The sequence below is a fragment of the Akkermansia sp. N21169 genome, from assembly GCF_029854675.1.
Classification (GTDB): domain Bacteria; phylum Verrucomicrobiota; class Verrucomicrobiia; order Verrucomicrobiales; family Akkermansiaceae; genus Akkermansia.
Window position 1 is genome coordinate 43,274 of record NZ_JARWNC010000041.1, and the last position, 21,236, is coordinate 64,509.

Annotated in this window: 21 protein-coding genes; 4 read left to right on the forward strand and 17 right to left on the reverse strand. The window is 51.3% G+C overall.

What is annotated here, in order from left to right; all coding sequences use genetic code 11:
* Positions 1-22: 22 nt before the first annotated feature.
* Positions 23-964 carry a metallophosphoesterase gene (locus tag QET40_RS10830; protein ID WP_280127190.1) on the reverse strand — a complete coding sequence of 314 codons (942 nt, stop codon included), beginning with the start codon at positions 962-964 and terminating at the stop codon, positions 23-25.
* 209 nt (positions 965-1,173) lie between these two features.
* Here QET40_RS10830 and QET40_RS10835 point away from each other — a divergent pair, with 209 nt between their 5' ends.
* A complete protein-coding gene (locus QET40_RS10835) occupies positions 1,174-2,169 on the forward strand; it encodes a hypothetical protein (RefSeq protein ID WP_280127191.1) in 996 nt (331 codons plus the stop codon).
* The gene (locus tag QET40_RS10840; protein WP_280127192.1) at positions 2,166-3,227 is read left to right on the forward strand and encodes a hypothetical protein; all 1,062 of its coding nucleotides are present in this window, start codon (positions 2,166-2,168) and stop codon (positions 3,225-3,227) included. Before QET40_RS10835 ends, QET40_RS10840 begins: the two co-directional genes overlap by 4 nt.
* An 18-nt stretch (positions 3,228-3,245) precedes the next feature.
* Here QET40_RS10840 and QET40_RS10845 read toward each other — a convergent pair whose 3' ends face one another.
* The 14 genes from QET40_RS10845 to QET40_RS10910 all read right to left on the reverse strand — a co-directional run bounded on the left by QET40_RS10845 (position 3,246) and on the right by QET40_RS10910 (position 17,613).
* Positions 3,246-4,526 carry a hypothetical protein gene (locus tag QET40_RS10845; protein WP_280127193.1) on the reverse strand — a complete coding sequence of 427 codons (1,281 nt, stop codon included), beginning with the start codon at positions 4,524-4,526 and terminating at the stop codon, positions 3,246-3,248.
* Positions 4,527-4,613: 87 nt separating this feature from the next.
* Positions 4,614-5,750 carry a hypothetical protein gene (locus QET40_RS10850; protein ID WP_280127194.1) on the reverse strand — a complete coding sequence of 379 codons (1,137 nt, stop codon included), beginning with the start codon at positions 5,748-5,750 and terminating at the stop codon, positions 4,614-4,616.
* Positions 5,713-6,345 carry an ATP-binding cassette domain-containing protein gene (locus QET40_RS10855; RefSeq protein WP_280127195.1) on the reverse strand — a complete coding sequence of 211 codons (633 nt, stop codon included), beginning with the start codon at positions 6,343-6,345 and terminating at the stop codon, positions 5,713-5,715. The genes QET40_RS10850 and QET40_RS10855 overlap by 38 nt, the downstream gene beginning before the upstream one ends.
* Positions 6,342-7,382 carry a hypothetical protein gene (locus QET40_RS10860; protein WP_280127196.1) on the reverse strand — a complete coding sequence of 347 codons (1,041 nt, stop codon included), beginning with the start codon at positions 7,380-7,382 and terminating at the stop codon, positions 6,342-6,344. Before QET40_RS10860 ends, QET40_RS10855 begins: the two co-directional genes overlap by 4 nt.
* Positions 7,383-7,523: 141 nt before the next feature.
* The gene (locus QET40_RS10865; protein WP_280127197.1) at positions 7,524-8,066 is read right to left on the reverse strand and encodes a hypothetical protein; all 543 of its coding nucleotides are present in this window, start codon (positions 8,064-8,066) and stop codon (positions 7,524-7,526) included.
* 143 nt (positions 8,067-8,209) lie between these two features.
* The gene (feoB, locus tag QET40_RS10870) at positions 8,210-10,288 is read right to left on the reverse strand and encodes a ferrous iron transport protein B (RefSeq protein WP_280127198.1); all 2,079 of its coding nucleotides are present in this window, start codon (positions 10,286-10,288) and stop codon (positions 8,210-8,212) included.
* A 23-nt stretch (positions 10,289-10,311) separates the two neighbouring features.
* A complete protein-coding gene (locus tag QET40_RS10875; protein WP_322189990.1) occupies positions 10,312-10,674 on the reverse strand; it encodes a FeoA family protein in 363 nt (120 codons plus the stop codon).
* Between the two features lie 71 nt (positions 10,675-10,745).
* On the reverse strand, positions 10,746-11,420 hold the full coding sequence (locus QET40_RS10880) for a DtxR family transcriptional regulator (protein ID WP_280127200.1): 675 nt from the start codon (positions 11,418-11,420) through the stop codon (positions 10,746-10,748).
* 72 nt (positions 11,421-11,492) lie between these two features.
* Entirely contained in the window at positions 11,493-12,833 is a 1,341-nt protein-coding gene (locus QET40_RS10885) for a LemA family protein (protein ID WP_280127201.1), read from the reverse strand.
* A gap of 43 nt (positions 12,834-12,876) precedes the next feature.
* Complete coding sequence (locus QET40_RS10890; RefSeq protein WP_280127202.1) at positions 12,877-13,467, reverse strand: LemA family protein; 591 nt, start codon at positions 13,465-13,467, stop codon at positions 12,877-12,879.
* A 21-nt stretch (positions 13,468-13,488) separates the two neighbouring features.
* A complete protein-coding gene (locus tag QET40_RS10895) occupies positions 13,489-13,923 on the reverse strand; it encodes a DUF4870 domain-containing protein (RefSeq protein ID WP_280127203.1) in 435 nt (144 codons plus the stop codon).
* Positions 13,924-14,082: 159 nt separating this feature from the next.
* Positions 14,083-14,901 (reverse strand): HAD hydrolase family protein, encoded by an 819-nt coding sequence (locus QET40_RS10900; RefSeq protein ID WP_280127204.1) that lies wholly within the window; start codon positions 14,899-14,901, stop codon positions 14,083-14,085.
* 43 nt (positions 14,902-14,944) lie between these two features.
* Entirely contained in the window at positions 14,945-16,549 is a 1,605-nt protein-coding gene (locus QET40_RS10905) for an OmpA family protein (RefSeq protein ID WP_280127205.1), read from the reverse strand.
* 11 nt (positions 16,550-16,560) lie between these two features.
* Complete coding sequence (locus QET40_RS10910; protein ID WP_280127206.1) at positions 16,561-17,613, reverse strand: hypothetical protein; 1,053 nt, start codon at positions 17,611-17,613, stop codon at positions 16,561-16,563.
* A gap of 201 nt (positions 17,614-17,814) precedes the next feature.
* On the opposite strand from QET40_RS10910, the gene QET40_RS10915 reads away from it, so the two are divergent.
* Both QET40_RS10915 and QET40_RS10920 read left to right on the forward strand, forming a co-directional pair.
* On the forward strand, positions 17,815-18,183 hold the full coding sequence (locus QET40_RS10915; protein WP_280127207.1) for a hypothetical protein: 369 nt from the start codon (positions 17,815-17,817) through the stop codon (positions 18,181-18,183).
* A gap of 6 nt (positions 18,184-18,189) precedes the next feature.
* Positions 18,190-19,074, forward strand: coding sequence for a 4-hydroxythreonine-4-phosphate dehydrogenase PdxA (locus tag QET40_RS10920; RefSeq protein WP_280127208.1), 885 nt, complete (start codon positions 18,190-18,192; stop codon positions 19,072-19,074).
* Between the two features lie 28 nt (positions 19,075-19,102).
* On the opposite strand, the gene QET40_RS10925 is transcribed toward QET40_RS10920, so the two are convergent.
* Together QET40_RS10925 and QET40_RS10930 are read right to left on the reverse strand one after the other, a co-directional pair.
* Positions 19,103-20,521, reverse strand: coding sequence for an MBL fold metallo-hydrolase (locus QET40_RS10925; RefSeq protein WP_280127209.1), 1,419 nt, complete (start codon positions 20,519-20,521; stop codon positions 19,103-19,105).
* A 72-nt stretch (positions 20,522-20,593) separates the two neighbouring features.
* A complete protein-coding gene (locus tag QET40_RS10930) occupies positions 20,594-21,109 on the reverse strand; it encodes a hypothetical protein (protein ID WP_280127210.1) in 516 nt (171 codons plus the stop codon).
* Between the last annotated feature and the right edge of the window lie 127 nt (positions 21,110-21,236).

Sequence of the window (21,236 nt, forward strand, 5' to 3'; positions counted from 1 at the left end):
TGGTTGATGTTGATCTAGGTAGTTAATAGTGGATTCTTCTATTTTTGATACAGGGGAAGATTTTATCGGCATTCGGACACGTTTTCCCATTGGGGACCGGCGGTTTGAACTTGCTTTGTTCTCCTTTGATCGAGATAGATCTGTTGGCGGGATCCAGAGTCACGAAGGCAAAAAGCGGATCCTTGTATTCCGCCATGTGTCCGTTGGAAAACCCCTGAGCCTCCTCCACCCAATAATAGGAGGCGCTGTTGATCTGGACGTAGTGAACGTCTTCAATGACCATGTGGTGGTCCACGTGATGGTGGCCGCAGAAGCAGGCAATCACTTTCTTCCCACCTCCGCCATTCGCTTCCCGGATCACTTGGCGAACATCCATTTTGCTGGGAGAAGTCTCTCCCTGCCAGACATCGTCAAACGCTTCATGAGAAAACAGAATGGACGGTTTGACCGCCTTGCGCAGATCTTCCCGCAACCATTCCAGCTCCTCCGGACTGACCATGTCGCGTTTCTCGGCACTATAGTAATTGCCATGGTTGTTGTCGTACATCTTTCCGTCTTTCACACAGTGGTTTGCATCCAGAACGACGAAATGATACCCACCCCGGTCATAAGAATAGTATGGACCGGACATACCCTGTTCCCGGACGACATCAGCCTTGCTCATATGGTCCATATCGTGGTTGCCGAGAACATGGAACCTATCCCCGGGAAAACGATTCCATATCTCCAGCATATCCTTCATCCCGGGACCATGGTGCAAATCTCCCAACTGGATGATGAAATCCGGTTTCACCCGCATGCAACGTTCCATGAAAATTTCCAATCTCTGTTTCGCGTCCGGCTGCAAATCAGCATGCACATCGGAGATAATTCCGAACGTTATCTTGCCTCCAGAAACGCCGGACCGGGCAAAAGACATAGGAGAAGAAAGCAAAACAACCCCGCCCATTCCGAGGCCTTTCATAAAATTCCGCCGGGAAAGAAAATGAAATTTTTCCCCCGGAGAATTCAATTTTTCTAAATTCTTGTCCTTCATGCGAGTATCTTCATATGTAAAGATCCGGCAATTTTGTTTCAAGTATGATTAACGATAAAAAAACGTTAAATACAGAGATAATTAATGTGCCAGAGACAAATATGCTAAGGGGGATCAACCGTTTTCCTTTACCGCCCATGCCACCGTCTCCTCCATCCCTGCTCAATTCTTCCTGGCCCGATGCTCACTGGGACGTATCGGGAATCTTTTCCAATGACCTCGAATTGGCGCATATTCACGACTATTTTCTGAAGTACTTTGGAATCCAATTATTTACACTCGTCCACGGTTCCCCTCTCTTGCTCTGGAACAGCGGACGCGTCCTCCCTCATTTGATCCGTTCGGCCCGGGAAATCGAACAATGTCTGAACACATGGTTCCGGAGAAACGTAGCCATCGATTTAACGTTTTCCAACCCCTATATTCATGAGGATCATCTCAAGCTTCCTCTGGGCAACGACTTGCTGCAAATCGTAGAAGCCAACAACCCGACCGGTAATAATGGCGTTATCATGTCCTCCGATCTGTTTTATGAATACGTTCGGACGAAATACCCCGGCCTCAAAACAGTCTCTTCCATCCTGAAAGTGACCATGGAACGAGGAGGCGGCAAGCTGGATTATTACCTCCGCCTTGCCGATCAATACGACAAAGTCATGGTACATCCGGATGACAATACCAATTACGACCTGCTGGAAAAGCTGGAAGATAAAAGCAAATTTGAAATCCTCGTCAACGAGAACTGTACCCGCCAATGCCCCATCCGGCGCAAGCATTATGATTCTTTGTCAAAGACATCCCTCAATTTCCTGGGATACGGCGACAGCTTCGAGGAACTCCGCCTCAACAACGCCTGTTCGCATCTGGATGTTCTGATGGGCAATGGCCCTCACTGTACGACCCAGCTCTCACGCCAGGAGATGAGGCGACTCTACGAAATGGGATTCCGCCAGTTTAAAATCCAGGGACGCGGCCTCAGTCATTCCGGGGCTCAAATCCTGGATATCCTGAGACTGATGCTGAATGACGACAGAAGTACGCCCGATACCATGGCCTATGCCGTCATGAAATGCCTGGAATCCTTCGGCGCCATGCCTCCCCATGAGACTTTATCCCAGCCCTCCATGCCATGAAGTTCGAATTCAATCTGTCCGGTTCCCCGGAACCCGTCACTCCTCGTCCACTCTCAGAGCTGCTCCATCCGTCACTTCCCCCGGCGTCCTGGACAATCGGGGGTACCGGTATCTGGGATTCATTAATGGAAATGTGTCTGGCAATGATCAACACGATCTCCTCCCCCGAAGGCGCAAAACCGGATTTCATCCTGACTCCGTCCTGCCTATGGACGCTGGAGCCGTTTGACCCCGGGAAGAATACTTCCCTTGACCGCATCGAATCGATCCTGAACTTATACTCGGAAGAAAACGCCGGCGTGTTCCTGAATTTCGACAATCCGCGGCTCCAGCAACGGGATTTGGAAGATTCGTATGGGAACGCCCTGTTTGAATTACTGCTCTCCGCCAATGCCCGCCATCTCCACGGAGTCTATGTTGCCAGCGACCTTCTAGCCCGGCATCTGCGGCAGAAATGCCCCGGCCTCAATATTCGTCTTGGAATGAACCGTCTGCTGATGGAAAAAAAACGCGATGCCGGATTTTACAATATGCTGGCCACTAAATTCAACCGCGTTGCCATAGATCCGAGGGATACTCTGGATGCAAAATTACTCTCCCGCCTTCGAGAGAAGAAAAAATTCGAGATCACGGTCAATGATCCCGGCATTTTTCCCATGGCGGGGCGGGAAGCTTTCTGGGAGGCTGTCTGCAAGCTGAAGCGCGAACCATGGAACATGGATCTGGTTTCCAAATGCAAGAATTTGTTCTCTAAATGGACAGGAGGCTGCTCTCCGTTGTTACCGCCGGGATGCAGGCCGCTCTGCCTCTCCCAACAGGAAATCGACACATTAATTCACATGGGATTTCGCCATTTCAGAATTCAGTCGGAAACCATCCGCAGCGAACTTGCCATGGCCTGGGCCATTACACGCTGGTTTCTAAACCCGGATTCTTCTCTGAGTCATCGAAAAGCCGTCATCGAATATGGAATTCTCGGCCATCGCCCCGGGGAGGCTCACAAACTCCCGACAGGAACCGGAAACTATTTTTTCCGAAATTCCGAAATGCAAACATAATCGCTGCAAAAAGAACCATCAGTAGGTCAGGAAACCATATTCCATAATCAAGGCCGCTTCCGTTTGCAGATTTTTTTCACGATTGGAATAGAGATCCCGGTACATTTTGCTGACCTCCTGCTGGTTGTTCTTGTATTCCTCCACAGACAATGGCTGGGTAGCGTCCAGAAAAGCAGCCCGTTTTTTGATATAAGACGCCCACGCTTCAAAGTCTTCCCGACTCTTCATCAACTTCTTCACTTTGTCCTTGCGCTCCAACGCCCTCATGAAAACCTCTTTTTCCAGGATGGCATGGGATGCCTTGGCCGACTGAAGGTTATCCCACACGCTCAGCTTGGTATCCAACTGCAGGGAAAGGTTCATATTCACATACATATCCCCGCTGTCGGCAAAAAAGCCGCCATACGTACCACCGGTGTTCGTAAAAAGAGAAGGGCTGTAAAAATTGACATTCAACTCGGGAAAATACCTCATCTTGATCCCCAAAACATTCAGGCGGGATGCCTCCAACTCCATGGCCATCATCGCCAGAACGAGATGATCCAACTTACCGGATGCCGCCTTATAACGGTCCCAGGAAACTTTGGGTACGGTTTTTTCATCAATTTGCCAGCGGTAATGCGTGTCGCCCATCAGGGAAATCAGTTCCATTGCCAGGGTACGGGATTTTTCACGCCACTCATGGTCGACATTGGAAACCGTTCCGTCACTCCGTTCCTTAATGTCCGATTCCTGTTTGGAGAGTTCATACCGGGCTCTGGCAATTTCCAGACTGCGGACATTTTTATACAATTTGGAAATGAGTTCCCTCTTCTTCATTTCCATGGATTTATTAGCCCGGAACACGGATGCTTTAGCCGTATAGTAGGTAATGGGAATCTGTGTCAGGGACGGGAGATTGAAGAGGATGTTCGTATGGAAACCGATGTCATCGCTGGACACGCTCCCCAGGTTTCCGATGTCTTTCGTCATCAGGGCATCCAGGTTCACGCCGGGGATCATATCCATGTACACGCGGCGCACTCTCCGTTCGGCATCGTCGATCGACAACTGCCCCTGTTTGATTTCCAAATTGTTTTTCAGGGCAAAAGCTACAGCGTCATTCCACGAAACCTTGCGCACGGGCAGTTGATCCAGGTCAGGTTGCCTTTCCACCTCGGCAGAAAGCGCCTCTACACGCTTCTGTACCATCTTTTCGACAGAACAGGAGGTCACGGCCAGCATCATACCGCCCGCCGCCACAATACGCCAGAACCCGGAAGGCATGTTCAAAAGATTCAACACGTTCATACAGTTCATGGCAAACGGAAATAAATAGGAAAAGCGACAAGAGTTTATACCATTCCGGACTCACTGCCCAACATATTTTTAGTATTTCGGATACGATTATTTCAAAACGCGGCCAATCTCACGGTAAGCCGATACCATAATCGGAACGGATGAGACCAGGACACAGACAACGAGAGAGGCGGAAAGAAGGATGATTTCCGGGAGGAGTTCCTGGATTCCAAGCAGAGGATTGGCTCCTTTGAAGAATTCCCTGAGGAGCATGTCCTGCACCCGGATAAACACCACGACGGCCAGGACGAAAGCCCCCAATACCACGAAAAGGTTCTCTGCAATAAAGGTCATGACCAGCATGAATGGCTGGACGCCAAAGCTCTTCATCAATGTGTACACATACTCGTTCTGCCGGAATTCCATCGATGCCAAAGCCGTCAGCAGAATCCCTACAATGAAGGCGATTCCCAAGGAGAACCCGGCACGGCACTCCGTCTGGTTATCCAGCAGGGATTCCAGCTTCTTCAGAATAGAGGCGCTGCTTCGGGCGTGGGTTGTCGTTCCGTCGAGACGGCCGATGTTATTCAATGTATCCTCAACCAACTTGAGCGTCACATAGCTCATTTCCTTGACGCGTACCAAAAAGTTGCGATGCACCATCGCGTTGCTGCCGGACAAATCCACAACGCCTTCCGGCACGAGAATAACGCCTCGGCTATACACATGCGCCAATACATGTCCGGAAGGCATTTCCCTCACAACAATGGGAAAGGAAAAATCTTCCACCGTCAATTTGGACGGAGCCGGAAGCACGCCTTCGCTTCGAGGCATAAGTGCCAGATAGGGGAATTCCTGGAGGGGCAAATCTTTCAGCCCGGACAAGGATTCGTCACTGTAAGCGACAATAGGGATTTTCTTCCCTTCAATGTCACCGACGGACAATTCGCTGACAATCACCATCTCGGCATCGCAAAGGGAGGAAAGGCTTTCTTTCATCAACCTGGTTTTCCCCGGATCCGCCTTGGTCTCAAAATCGGACATGATAACCATGTCCCCCCCATTCTTCCGCACTTCATTTCTCAAAGTCTGAGTCGAAATCACATACGTGGCCAAGACGGACAAGGCACACACAGACAGGAAAAACACCACGAGAATACGCGACAACAGACTGGAAGGACGTTCCTTCCAGCGGTACAACGTATCCTTAAAGAGATACAGGCTGGTTAAAATCAATGACTTCATCTGCTATCTCCAGAAGCCGGGCATCGTGTGTACTCACGATGCAAATCTTGTTGGCGGCATCACTTACAATCAGGTTTTTAATAATGTTGGTGTTAAAGTCGTCCAAGCCCGATGTCGGCTCGTCCAATAACAAAATCGGGGAATCCTTCATGAGGGTTCTGGCAAGAGCCGCCCTCTGCGCCTGTCCACCGGAGAGGCTGTTCGCTTTTTTGTTCCGCAGGTCTTTCAATCCCAGGGCTTCCGTCAAATCGTCCGCACGCTTTTTCCACTTTGAAGACGGCATCATTGCCATTTCGGCACATAATCTCAAATTACGGCTCACCGTAGCCAGAGGAAGGAGGTTAATCCCCTGGAACATGTAGCTCACGTATTTCCGGCGAAACGCAAGGCTGTTGATCGAACAGCCATTGGGCGTCACAATGCGACCGGAGGAAATTTTCAAATATCCCGCCAGGATTTTCAACAGAGTTGTTTTCCCGCACCCGGAATATCCCTTCAAGACGGTAATCCCCGCTGAAAACGTCTTCGTATAACGATCGAAAACTTTTTTCCCGCGGACGTATTCAAACGTTACGGCATCACATTCAAGTTTCATTTCTTGCGGGCGAAAAGTTGAGTTTCCCCGATCAAAATCAATTCGTAATCGGGAGCCACCTGCTTGATGATTTCCTGCCAATCAATTGCGGCGGAAGCTAAAGGCAGACGGGCGAGATCCATCTTCCCGAACACGCGGATATCGTCATCAACCTTGAAGTAAAGTTTGGCCACACAATTGGCTCCCAGCATGGAATAGAGGATATCATGATCCTTGGGATCGACCTTAAAGTAGAACACAAGCATGTCCATGTTCCCTCCCCCGGACTGATTCTTCTCCACTCTCTTGTGGGAAAAATGGCCGTCAATCACACAGGAATTATTCACTTCCAGACTCAATTTCAATTTATCGGAAGGAATATTCGCAATTTCCGGATTGGAAATAACCACTGTCAGATAAAATGCCGAATCATCGCAGACGGCAGCAATTTCCTTCCCGGTTTCCAGGAATGCTCCTTCCTGGTCACTGGAATCATTTTTCTGAAATTGGTACTGAAGACGACCGTCATAAGGCATCTTTACTACGTAGGATTCCTCTTTCTTCGCGAATTCCGCACGTTTTTGAGAATCAAGCAGCTCAATTTGCCGCTGCGCCAGTTCAATCTTTTCGTCAATGGTTTTCAGGACTTCCTTGGAGGAATTGACATTCTTCCCGCTCTGGTCATAGAACTGACGTTCCTTGCGGGGCAGAGAACTGATGAATTCGATTTCTTCACGTTCCTTGCGCAATTTCTGAATTTCGTCTTTGCGAGCAACCCGTTCCTTGAGGATTTCCATCTCCATGGTCTTGCGATCCAGTTCCAAGTCCTCCTTGTTAACGCGGGCAATGATTGTTCCTTTTGCAATGCGCTTATCCGACGCCACCAGATCCGTCACAACACCCTGTGCCGGCATCATAAAGACGCGAGCCCGTTCCGGAGCTATTTTAGTACGGTACTGTCCGACATAAAACCACTCTTTCCGGACGGCATCGGAAGTCCCGGTCTGTTCGCCGGAGGCATACGACAATTCGCCCAACGTCCCAAACAAGACACACAAAATCCCAATCCAATACTTGAGCAACGAGATCATCCTTCCTTCCATCGCTGAAAAAATAAGCGCAACCTCCTCAAAGGTCACGCTTATTCATCTAAGTTCTGTGTACTACGCGGTATTCTCGCAGACAACTATCCCCGGAGGTTAATTATTGGCATTATAGTTGATCCCATAAATACCGGTCCCTTTGTATGTCTTTTTCTCCGTTGCGGTTTCTTCGTGACCATCAAGGGTTACCTCATAATCGCAATTACCGGAAAGATAGGTAGGAAGCTTACCGGATTCCTCCACCTTGTCTCCAAGATCCAACGTAGCCTGAACACCCGCCTGCATATACAAAACATGAATGACAGGCCCGGGATACGTAATATAGGACTCATCTACATACCTGAAAGACGTTGTAAATATGGCTCTGGTGCCGGTTCTCTGGAAAGAGAACGCAACATTAGTGGCGGGATCTTTGCCTTTAAACGTCATTTGCCCGACATTGTTATTGGTAACAACGCAGGTCAGGAACAGTGGGGCATCGCTAGACTCGTTCATATTCAAGTCCAGTCTGGAACCGACAGGAAGCGAATCCCACGCACTCGTATTGTTACTCCCGCTACCACCGCAGGATACGAAGTTGAACGCTACAAGAGCAAGCGCGAAGAGAGAGGCTGATTTTTTAACAGAAGGAAATCTCATACCAGGAATAGTGCAGTGTTCCTAACTATAGGAGATAGGGTGTTCGAGTCAATGAATAATTCATACAACTTGCAAGAGTATTGAAAGAAAGCGGTTTCCAGAGACGAGACATCCTCTCTTCTTCCCATTCCACTCCGATTTTCCTACAGTCTCAGACCGATCTGATATACCAGTATTGCGAGGAACAGACCCATAAAGTCCAGGAAAAGTACATTCCCGAGTGTGAACAACCACGAGCCGGACTCCTTCTTCATCGTTGCGACCGTCGCCATGCATGGCATGGCAATCAGACAGACAAGCATGAGGCAAATCCCCTGCAGGGGAGAATAATGGGTACTGATCTCCCGGCGCAAAAGCGCCTGTTTTTCTCCGGAATCATCTTGAGTTCCCTCCGGTACGGCGTACAGGATACCGAGCTGGGCCACGAAAATTTCCTTGGCGGCAAAAGCTCCGATCAATGCGGAATTGGTCTTCCAATCCATCCCGGCATACTGGGTCAACGGCTCGAAAAAGCGTCCGATGGATGCCGAGTAGGAATGTTCCAAGACCTGGGCCGATGCGACGGCGCCCCCATCTTCCTGACGAACGGTTTCGTCTTCAGATCCCGGATGCGTGTTGAGAAACCAAAGGATTACGGATGCGAAAAGAATCATCCCTCCGGCTTTCTTTAAATACATCAAAGCCCGCTGCCACATGACCATCATAAGGTTGCATGACGACGGCATCCTGTATGGAGGCAACTCCATGATGAACAATTCATCCCCACCCTTGAACAAAGTAGACTTCAACACACGTGCCGTGCAGACAGCCAGAAGAATCCCTATCAAATAGAAACACCACAGAATCTCGGCTTGATAACCTTCCGGAAACAAAGCCGTAATGAAGAGAACGAAAATAGGAAGCCGCGCTCCGCAACTCATCAAGGGAAGCACGAAAATAGTCGCCAAGCGGTCGCGGCGAGACTCAATGCTGCGCGTTGCCATCATGGCCGGCACCGTACAGCCGAAACCGATAAGCATGGGAATGAAACTCTTGCCATGCAACCCCATCTTATGCATGAACCTGTCCATGATGAAGGCGGCACGAGCCATATAACCGCTCTCTTCCAGCAAGGCGATGAATAAGAACAAAATCAGAATCGTCGGAATAAAGGACAGAACCCCTCCAACACCACCCAACACTCCGTCACACACGAGAGATTGTAATTGAGGGGAATCCGATAAGAGGCTACCCGCCTTCGCCCCCAACCACTCGAAAAAGGTCTCGGTCCATCCCACAAGAGGATCCCCCAAAGTAAACGTCACGTAAAAAACAACGTACATGGCCACCAGAAACAGCGGTATGCCGAACCAGCGGTGAGTTGCTACGGAATCCAGACGATCCGTCCAGAGAAGACGCTCCCGACGATTTTCCAACAACACCTCGCGGACAAGACCGGAAATATAACCGTACCGCCTGTCGGCAAAAACGACCGGAGCCGGGAGATTGTCCCTCTCGGTCAACACACGGCGGAGAAGAGCAGCCTTTTCAACGGCGGCCCTGCCCTCATTCCCTCGTTGCTCGAAACGTGAGACTATTTCCTGATCCCCTTCCAAAAGCTTTTCCGCCAAATAGGATTCAGGCTCGGGATCCCTGCCGGAAACGGCATTTCGGAGAGACTCCTTCATTTCCTCGATGACAGCTTCCTCGGTCACCCCGTAGGGCATGGGTTTCGGATGCTCATAGCCACCCGGTTTGAAGGCGACGGAAGCAATCATGCGCTTCAAGGTCTCAATCCCTTCGCCACGGGAACCCGAAGTCCGGACGATGCGCACTCCCAGCAGTTTCTCCAGCAGTTCCACATCAAACAAAAGGCCCTGGGATTCCGCCTCATCCGTCATATTCATCACAAGGATTACGGGAAGAGAAAAATGCCAGAGTTGAAGCGTCAAATACAGATGGCGATCCAGATTGGTACTGTCTACCACATTGACAATCAAATCAATATCTTTTCCTGAAAGACTTTCCGTCACGACCCGTTCCTCGGGAGCGCCTCCGCCCAGGCGATATACCCCAGGAAGATCTACCGCAAGCACATCCCCCCTCTCCGTATGGATCACGCCACTCTTACTCTCCACCGTCACTCCAGGGTAATTGCCAACGTGCTGCCGGGCGCCGGTCAGAGCATTGAAAATCGTCGTCTTGCCGCAATTGGGGTTTCCCAGCAAGGCCACTTTGGGCATGTGTTCTTTCATTGAACCTGTTTTTATACTTCAGCCTGAACTTCGATGCGCGAAGCCTCGTGAGGACGCAGAGCCAGCACGGAACCGCGTACCCGGATCAGCAAAGGACCGCCAAAAGGCGCCTTCTCCTGGATTTCTACCACGACGCCGGGCGTAATTCCCATGTCGGCCAGCTTGTACATGCCCAGTCTGTCCATCCGGACCGATATGATCCTGACGGAATGCCTGATCCGAACCCGATCCAAAGTTCTCGGTTCACCCATTCTGCGGCCATTTTCGCAATTGCCAAAAAAACGACGAAATCTTCTCCACAAAAACCGCCTCCTCACATGTCTCCCGCGTTTCTTGCAATGGCACAGGCAGTTCTCTTCTCCGTGGTTCCTCATAGTGCGGAAGTAATGTTAGAAGAATCTAAGTCACTGTCAATGTCCGACTGCATGTAAAGTTGCCTTGAACATTACTTTTTACCGTCATCAAGGATTCTGACGGTAACGGACATTCCCTCATCCTTGCGAAACACAATACATGAGCCGCGGAGGCGAATGCTGATGGGATCCCCCATCGGAGCCGAACCGATTACGTAAATTTCCGCTCCCGGCACCAGTCCCAAATCCGCCATTCTGGCAATTCCTTTCATCTGCGGATCCACAGACTTGATGATACACCGCTGACCGGTACGCACCCGGTCAAGCGTTACTACCTGATCCTCATTATCGGATAGTTGTCCGACATCGATAAAACCTTTCAACAGAGGAGCATGAGCCGTCACACAGGCCGTCAATTCCGCAATGCGTTCGATTTCCTCCTGAGTCATGACGTGCTCCACCTGGCAGGCTATCTCATCCGCACGGCTATCCGGCAATTGCAGAATATCCCTAAAGAATGCATGAAGAGTCCTGTGACACTGGATAATTCTGTCAGCCAGTTTAGCCCCCTTCTTTGTTAACCTGACAGGAGCATACTGGACATATTCCACCAGGCCCAGTTCCGCCAGTTGGCGTACAGCCGAGGTAACTGAAGGCATTTTCACATTCATCACCGTGGCAATATCCCTGACCTGGGCAATGCCACGTTCACGAACGAGAAGTCCTATCGCTTCCAAATAATCTTCATTGCTCTTGGTCAATTCCATGGCATAGAGGAAATATGATAGTCATATACGCTAAAACGGCAAGACTTAACTTTCCTTCACATCTCAAGAACATCATTCCCCCTTGACGCAGGAATCATCCCGAAATACCCCTTCAACCAAATTGACGCATTTTACACCAAACATATTCCCGATTACTCCGTCGGGGAACACAGCCAAACGCGTATTCAGATGCGTGGCAATTGTATTGTAATACTCCCGCGCCATGGCAATGCGCAACTCGGTATCGGAAAGTTCCTGCATGAGTTGTTCATACAGGGGAGCCGCTTTCAAACCGGGATATGCCTCCTGCAGAGCATTGATACTTTCGTGATCCAATTGCTGCCGGCGTCGCAAACGGGCAACCAGGAACATGGCTTCACTCTCATGCCGCGTATATTCCTCAACCACCCGGCACAGAGAGGGGATCAATTCATAACGTCTCTGTAAAAGAACCTCTACCTGGGCCCATCCCTGCCGCACACGGTTACGGATATCGACAAGGCTGTTATACACCGTCCACATCCACGACACCAGCCAAGCCAGCACATAAATGCCTCCGGCAACAATCCACAAGGGCCACGCACTGCCATCGGCGGAGTCAATTCCGTAGATCCCGGATCTCAGGAAATAGGAGCCTCCCGCCAAAATCCCCAGTCCCAGTATGGCAAAACACCATGCTTTAACCCCTTTCGTTCTCCTGATGGCTTCCTCATCGCGAGTAGAAATGATAAACTCTTCCCCATCCTGGCCGGAGGCGATTTCGGCAGCAACTCTATCCCGGCATTCACGGGACGGTCCTACCAGATAAATCCTCGTTCCTATGGGAACGGCCTCCTCGGTGAAGCGACGTTCAAATGTACTATTGGCAATACTCCCCTGCGGTCCTTTGGCATAGTAGGCATCATCGGAAGGAGTACTGAAGAAAGAGGCCACTCGCATCGGTTCTATATCCGCACCTTGGGGATGAACGGCAATTTCCCCCGTATCGTCCCGCAGGAAAAATGACTTCAGTCTTCCACCCTCTGCCACAGTCGACCATCCCGACCTCACCACCGTACGGGTACGCCTTTTACCGTTCTCAACGACGGTTCTCACCTCCACCCTCCTCCAATGTTCCTCCACCGTGTAGCTGTACCACACGCATGGTTTTTCAGCGATGAACGATACCAGAGGATCGGCGCATTCCGCCGTCCCTTTCAACTCCACCAATCCAATGAACACTCCACGCACACTGGATGTGGGCAGGGCATCCATCAAGCGCCTCAACCGGTTGGCGCGGTGGCTTCCCCTCAACAACACCCAGGGACAAAGCAGCCAGCATCCGGCAACAAGGACACTAAGAACAAAAGCCATGTATTCTCCCGATGACAAATAGCCTTCCAATGAATCGGAAAGGAAGAGAAGCTCCTGCATGGATCATCAAGGGAAAAACGCTGGAATCCAGCGCCGGCTCTTTCTATTGGAAACTTACCTTCGGTGCCTGCCGGGCCGTTTCGGTCTCCACCTTGAACATCTCCGACGGCTGGAAGTTGAACACCGATGCAATAACATTCGTCGGGAACACCTCCCGCTTCGTATTGTATTTCATCACGGCGTTGTTATACGTCTGCCGGGCATAGGCAACACTATCCTCCGTCTCACGCAATTCCTGCATCAATCTGGACATTTGACTATCCGCCTTCAAGTCGGGATAGGATTCCGACAGGGCAAACAGACGCTCCATGACACCGCCAAGAGAGTTTTCCGCAGCAACCAGAGCCTTAACCGATTCCGGATTCGCCGGATCAATCACTGCTTTTTCAGAGGCTTTGCATGCCACATTACGTGCCGCAATCACAGCCTCCAGCGTCTCGCGTTCATGTTCCATGTATTTTTTTGCAACTTCAACGAGATTGGGGATGAGATCATACCGGCGTTGAAGTTGCACGTCGATACCTGCAAAAGCATTCCGAACGGCATTGCGCAACGTCACCAAACCGTTGTAACCGGAAGCCACCATGCCTCCGGCAACGATAATAACCGCCAAACAAACAATAGTTGCAAACATAGTCAGAAAATATGATGGGTATTAGTCCTTGAAAAATCGGATCGTCAATGGAGGAACATAGTCGGGACGAGAATTGGCCCGGACTAGCATGATGATTGTAAATACAAGAAAAACAATCATATACGCTATTACAAGAAGAACCCACAACAAGACTGGAACCCAAAATATTGCCACACCTGGCTCCCTCGCATGACCAGCAGCAGTCAGGAAAAATCCAACACCCGCTATCAACATTAAAATGATGCATCCAACAATCAACCAGATAGTCCATGAAATCTGGAAATTCAACACTCTCTTGAAGAAAGGAACCGCTTGCGGAGTCGTATCCTTGAAACACAGGAAAAGAATGGCCGGCACTATAATATTACAAAAATATAGATTCAGCAGAAGAGCCAACAAAGGAGACAACGCCGCCCACATGCGTATGGAATACAATCTTCTCAACTCGGGGGACATGGCTGTCTCACCGGAAAAGGGAGGGGGTGATGTCTGATTTTCCATTGCCTATCACGATCCTATCGCAGTTCTATTTTGTCAAACTCAAAATTACCCCAAGTTACATCAAGGCTCAAACAATCGATCACTGGGATACATTGCCGGAACGGGAATAAGCGTTCATTCCATCCAAGGGATAACAGACTGCACCAAGGCATCCATTACACCTTCAGGCCCAGGAAAAGGACTTTCATAACCGGCTCGGGCAGCCACAAGGTGACGAACGGAATCTACGGCATTGGAAGGACAACAGCAAAACGCCTGAGGATTTTCTTTCATCGCATCCAGATCATTGAAACTGTCCCCGAAAATACAGATGCGCTCTCCCGGAATCCCGAGCAGTTCCGCCACATGGGCCAGTGCACTTCCTTTGTTGTAATCGGCATGGCAGAATCGCAGATAAGGACCTGCCCGCTGGAAGGATATTTCAGGATGTTCGGCGATAGCAGGCATAATGAGTCGCTCCGCCCAATCGAGATCCGCCGGATCAGCCATTTCCAGAGAGTAAGGATCCTCTTTCTGCAACCACCAATCCACATGGGCGCAATGAGCTTCCAAATCACGGAGCAAATCCGTAAAAAACTTGCGGTAATGCCGGAACAACTTGGCATGTGCTTCATCGCAGGCATCATTCCACGGTACATAGGGCCTGATATGAAGGCCCTGATCTGCAAGATGGATGTCGCGCTCGCGCGTCACTAAAAAATCCGGGGCAAAAGGCGCCCGGGAATCGCGTTCATAACCTTCCGCCAGGTAGTCCAGACTTCTGCCCGTGTTGATCCCCCACATGATTCCGTAGTCGGTACGCAACCTGCGTATCAGAGAAAAGAAATCCGGTGGCACGCCATGGGCGGAACGCGCATCGTACAACGTATCGTCGAAATCAAAGGACAATAACCATCCCGGCCGATCCGGAGGAGGAAGCGCTTGCAATCTCATATGCCCCACCGTACCTGAAGCATTACCGCATGGCAACCCATTCTCAGGGCAGGAGAGGCTCCTGAAAAGCCGGTTCCTGAGGACTATTCCCGCCCTTCTCCGGTTTTCCGGCAGGATCGGCTCCGGAACCGTGTACCGGTTCCGCCACGGGAATAGCGGCAGGAATATCATCGTGAACAGGCTGGGCAACAGGAATATCATCCTCCTTGCCAACGACGCGGGCAGGTAAATCTTCCAAATCGACCTCCTCATCGTCAACCACCGGCGCTTCCTGGTTGGAGCCGGAAACTACAGGAGGCCGGGCTCCCTGACGAACGAAAGAACCGGTTGCAGTCCCCTGCCCTTGACCGGGTGCCGGAACGACAACCGGAGACGGCTGGCGAACATTCCCCGCCGCCGGAGTAGGCGTTGCGGGACGAACAGCAGCAGGGGAAGTGACCGGAGGCACCGAAGGGACAACCGGTTTGGCAGGAACAACGGGAGCTACAGGACGCCCCTGATCCGAAGAAGGAACAGGCAAAGCCCCAGTCCCTTGCTTCATCGCGGCAATCTGACGTGCGATCGGAGTTTCCATATCCACTTTGTATGAGATCGGCAAGGCATCCGCCGGGAGATCTTCACCCTTCTTGCGCATGTGGATTTCCACACGTCTGTTGGCGGCCTGGGCTCTGCGGTCACCGGTAATCGGCACAACGGGACGTTCATTCCCGCATGCCCTGATGTACACATGCGTCATGTCGATCCCATTGGCCTGGAGCCACAACCGGACGGCATTGGCGCGCATGAGGGAAAGGAGTTTGTTGTACTCCCGGGAACCAAAACTGTCCGTATGGCCCTCGATAATGAATGAAGTTTGGGGATTCTTGCAGATCAATGCCGCGAGCTGAAGCAAGCCGATTCTGGCGGAATTCTTCATAACCGCTTTGTCATATTCAAACAACAGGTCTGCACCGATCAATCCATGACCGCTCTTCTTCCCGAGTGAATTGGATGGCTGAGCCAACAGGTCAGTCAAGGATTTCGTACCGCTCGGTAAGTTGGCATCGCTGACTCCTTTATTGCCCGTCAGATTTTCCCTGTTCCATACATCAGGGTCGATTTCCGGCAGTCCGTCCGACTTGACAACCTTGAGCGGATTGGACGTAATCGCCAATGCCTCGCTCATGCCCGGTTCCGGGCTGCCGGCAGAGCCAACCGAATCAGCCAATTGCTCCATCTGCGAAGCAAGAGCCTGGGATTCCGTAGAATCCATGCTTTCCAGTCCAATGGACGTCTCTCCGGGGGCAATACTCACATCCTCCAGTTCCATATCAACCGGATCCGGAGTCTGAATATCCTCCACAGGCAAATTGTCCGGGTCGGCAGTAGGCAATTCATCAGGTATTTCCTCTCGCTCTTCTTCGTCACTTTGCAAGACGACGGGTCGAAGAATTTCCTCTTTGCTATTTGGTGGCAACTGGCCTTCCACAGGAGAAAGAGTCATCCCCACCCCGGTTACGCGCAAGACAAAATAACCCAATAAATGGACCAGAATGGCACTTGTCAGGGCACCGAGGACAATCGCCCAGAAATGCCTCTGGCTCCGCAAAGCAAATCTGGATTTGCGGCGCTGATTTTGGACGATGTGAGTGTTTTCCGATCCTGTCATGCGAAAATGAATCAAATTTTACGAGTCGATCCCGGGATTTCACCAGGCAGCACCTTAGGTTTGGGCAGACGGTTATTGTCCTGAATCCACTCAGCAACGGAAGCCATCAAATCGTCTTCCCCGTCATACACGTGGATTTGATAACGTTCCTCGAACTTTTCCCCCTTTTTACCCTCCACCATCTGCACATGTTCCCGGGTTTTTGTACCGTACGGTTCTCCGTCCGCCCGGCCATTGTACACAACCTTGTTCTCCGAAGTGACAGCAGAATACAAAGTCAGCGTATCCTTCATATCCGAAAAGAACAACTCATCCGTACAAACCAGCATCGCGGGAACCGTCAAATCACGGGCGGCATCGACGGGAACGACATCGTAGCTGCTATACCCGGCACGCGTACATATCCCCAATTCCGCCAACCAGAACGCGGCGTAACATGTCGGCTTGCCCATGTCATCCTCCATGGCCCGCATGATGGCGGACTTTAAGATGCAAAAACTGTCCATGGCCACCACACAGCGGATGCGCGGTTCCCTGACGGCGGACTGCATCAGCAACGCCGCACCAAATCCCTGCCCCACGGCCGCAACGGGAGCAGTATCTCCCAATTCCTTCTCCACGGCATCAAGCAGCAATGGCACATCCGCCGATTCATAATAACCATACGAACAATAAGGCCTCACCTGGTCTCTTCCCCGGGAATTCCACAACACGCAGGTATAGCCGGCACTGGCTAGACTCTCTGCATAGTTCATGGAATTCTCAATTCCATGATTCCAAGTCGTACTGATCAGGACAATGCCGGGCTGTCGTTCCAGATTGGATAACTTCCCTCGATTTCTCAAAAGGTCCCTCATGCGGCTCAGGCGGGGAGTCGTTTCTCCTCCCTGGTTTTTCATGGACACAATACAGGCATCTACCTTCACGCCGTCCGCTCCGTCAAACTCCAGGAAACGAAGGTCCAATCCTTCCGCCCGGCGTATATCGCCGGCGGGACGGGTATAGGGCACGAGAACCGGTGTCGAGGCATACCACGCATACCACGCCATCAATATAACCAACACCGCAACAAGCCAAAGAAACAGCTTGAAGGCTTTCGATAAGATCTGTTGGAAAAAGCGCACAGCACACAGGAAGATTTACATATCATGCATCCCGAACAGCATGATTACAGACGGATTTATACATGGAGTATGTACTGATTCAAAGAGGAAATTCTTTCAATCTGACTTGAATGAACGGCATTTCGGCTTCATGCTGTCGGCATGAGATCCTGCCTTGGTTCCATCCTTCTGTTTATCGTTATCGTCATGCTAGCCGCAACAGCTTTCTATCAATGGAATACCAATGCCAAAATAGAATTCTCTGTGAGGAACCCGGAAGATCCCATGATCACAACGAAGCGGTATTCCATTGATTCTCTCCACCCCGATCAAAAACCTCTATCCAACAAGCAGGATTCCCCGAATCAGGCGCATGACCCCTACTCTATTTCCGATAACGTCATGCCCGTCAAGCCAGTTCCGGTCTCCCAGCCGGAAGAAGACATCCCGACAGCAGAACCAGTCTCCGATTCCGAGGATATCCCTACCGCGGAACCCGTTCAATCTCCGGAACAAAACGAAATCCGATAATCATAGATGTCCCAGATCACAATCGGCTATACACTCGGAGACCAAGCCGGCATCGGGCCGGAAGTCATCGCCCAAGCCCTGGCTTCTCCCGATTTGCCCCGAAACGTCCAATACACGCTCATCGGAGAAAAAATCAATGCCGTTCCCGGTTCTCCATCGCGCGAGTCCGCCCAAGCCGCCTTCGACCATCTGGAACTGGCTGTCCAGGCTTTGCGCCATGGAACTATCGATGCCATCGTCACAGCACCCGTCTCCAAGGAAGCACTCCACGAAGTCGGTTTCGCCTGGCCGGGGCAGACGGAATTCTTTGCCGCCCGCCTTGGAGAACCCAACTTTGCCATGTGCCTTTCCGGAGTCCACCTGACCGTGGCACTGGCTACCACCCACGTTGCGATCAAAGATGTTCCTTCCCTTCTGAAGACCTCGGAACTCGTTCGCATCGGCAAGCTGCTGGCCGATTTCTGCCTGTGCCGCACATGCAAACGTCCGCAAATCGCCCTCGCCGCCCTCAACCCCCATGCCGGTGAACACGGAGCTTTCGGCAGCGAAGACATGCGTATCATCGCTCCTGCCGTCGGCATTCTCAACAAGGAATGCCCCGACGCCGACTTCTACGGTCCCGAAGTACCGGACACCGTCTACCGCGATGCCCTGCAAGGCCGTTTCGACGGCATCCTGGCTCCTTATCATGACCAAGGGCTCATTCCATTGAAGATGCTCGACTTCAACACAGCCGTTAACATCACCCTCGGTCTGCCCCGGCCACGCGTCAGCCCAGATCACGGCACGGCATTCGGAATCGCCGGCAAAGGCATCGCCGACCCATCCAGTACCTTGCAGGCCTTCCGGGTCGCCGTTCAGGTTGCCTCGCACAGCAGGCTCCAATTCTGAACCTGCCAGCCCCCTCTGGTCGATCGCATCACACCGGATATTCCATTCCAAGCTCCGCGATCACAAGATCGCGTCCGTCGTCGGGGAACTCCTCCTGCAAGGCATCATACATCGCCTGGGAAGCTTTCGGTTCACCGTGGACAAGGAAGACAGTAGAGCGAGAGCCCCCCATTTCCTTGAAATAACTAAGCAATTCATCGTGGTCGGCATGTCCCGAGAACGAATCCATCTCTTCGATTGCCGCCCGAACCGTGTACTGCTTGCCCAGAATAGGCACATCTTTCCAACCGTCCATAATCTTGCGCCCCAACGTAGATGGAGCACAATAACCCACAAATAAGACCGTATTGCGGGGATTACCGATATTATTGGCCAGATGATGCAGAATGCGTCCAGCTTCGCACATGCCCGAAGCGGAAATAATAATCCCCTGTTCCTTCATTTTGTTCAGGGCTTGGGATTCCTCAACAGAACGGATCAGCCGCAAATGTTCAAACCCGAACGGATCTTTCTCCCGGAACAGGAACTCATACGCCTCGGAGTTGAAACATTCGGGATGGAGCCTGTAAATCTCCGTGGCACTTACCGCCATCGGGCTATCCACATACACGGTAAGCTGCGGCAGCTTACCTTCCTGAAAAGCTTTGTGAAGCAAATACAGGAGCTGCTGAGTACGTTCCACGGCAAAAGCGGGAATATAAATGCTGCCGCCTCGTTCCAATGATCGTTCAATACAGGCACAAAACGTCTCGTCATCCCTTGGAGGAGACTCATGGTGACGTCCTCCGTACGTCGATTCCATAATGAGGATATCCACATCCGGTACTGGGACGGGATCCCTCAGCAGTTCGTTATTTCCGCGACCCACGTCACCGGAAAATACCAATCTTTTCTTCCGTCCTCCGTCATCCTCGTCAACAATATCCAGGCAAACCTGGGCTGCACCGAGAATGTGGCCCGCATCATAGAAAGACAACGTGACGCCGGGAGCAATCATCTGAGGGCGTTCGTAGTTAATATTCATGAACAGGCGCGTACACATCTCGGCATCTTGAGGCGTATAATTCGGCACGGCAAGAGGGCCGCGAATACCATTACGGGCATTAATCTTGTTAATGAACGCACAATCGTGTTCCTGAATGCGGGCGGCATCGGCCAGCATGATCAGACACAGGTCTCGCGTCGCCGGCGTACAATAAATATTGCCGTCAAAGCCCTTTTTCACCAAATTCGGCAGGTTTCCGGAGTGGTCGATATGCGCATGAGACAGAACGACACAATCAATCCCCTTCGGATCAAAATACGGAAACTCTCGGTTAATCCTCAGGGATTCCTCACGCCGGCCCTGAAACATCCCGCAATCCAGCAGGATACGAGCGCCGTTCACTTCCAGCAAATGTTGGGACCCAGTCGTCGTCCCTGCTGCACCGCAGAATTTGATTTTCATATGGAACCTACTTTTAATGCAAAAACATCCGGAAATCAAGGAGACTCTTCTTCCCCCCGGCAACAAGAGGTACTACGATTCCACCGTTCCCGGTTCCTGACGGACCTCGGATGGGACAGGAGCAATCCCCAACACCCGGCGCTGAGGGGAAGATACCCCGCCGTGAGTCACATACAAATGAGCCCATGACAGTTCGACCATATCCCCTTTCTTCAGCCCGCGGATTGCTGCCAGGACGGCAGGAGACTGGGGATCTTCTCTGTCATTCTCTTTCATATTCACAAAAAATACCTCCTGCTCGGCATCGCCATACTTACCGAAACACCCGTAATTCAAATAACGGACAACCTTGAAACGCGCCACGTCACGTGCATGTCCGCACTTGTCCGGACACAGCGAAGTCCGAAACATGCAGGGTTTATGCTCCACGCCTTCAAAGCTCGCTACGACGCGGTTGAAAGCCAGGAGTTCCACGCGGGCGGGAGAGTCCCCCTCCTCCAGTGGTTTTTCTTCAGCCCCGGACTGCAACACGACGGCACATCCCAGCATGAACACGGACAACAAACACTTTGCAATTTTTACATTCATATCCAAATCGTGCTAGCTCTCCGCAAATATGTCAAGATACCACGGCGGCACACATCCTACCTCATGCGTCATTCATACAGCAAAGCCACCTCTCCAGGATCATTCCATCCCCCAACCCGGTACCTGG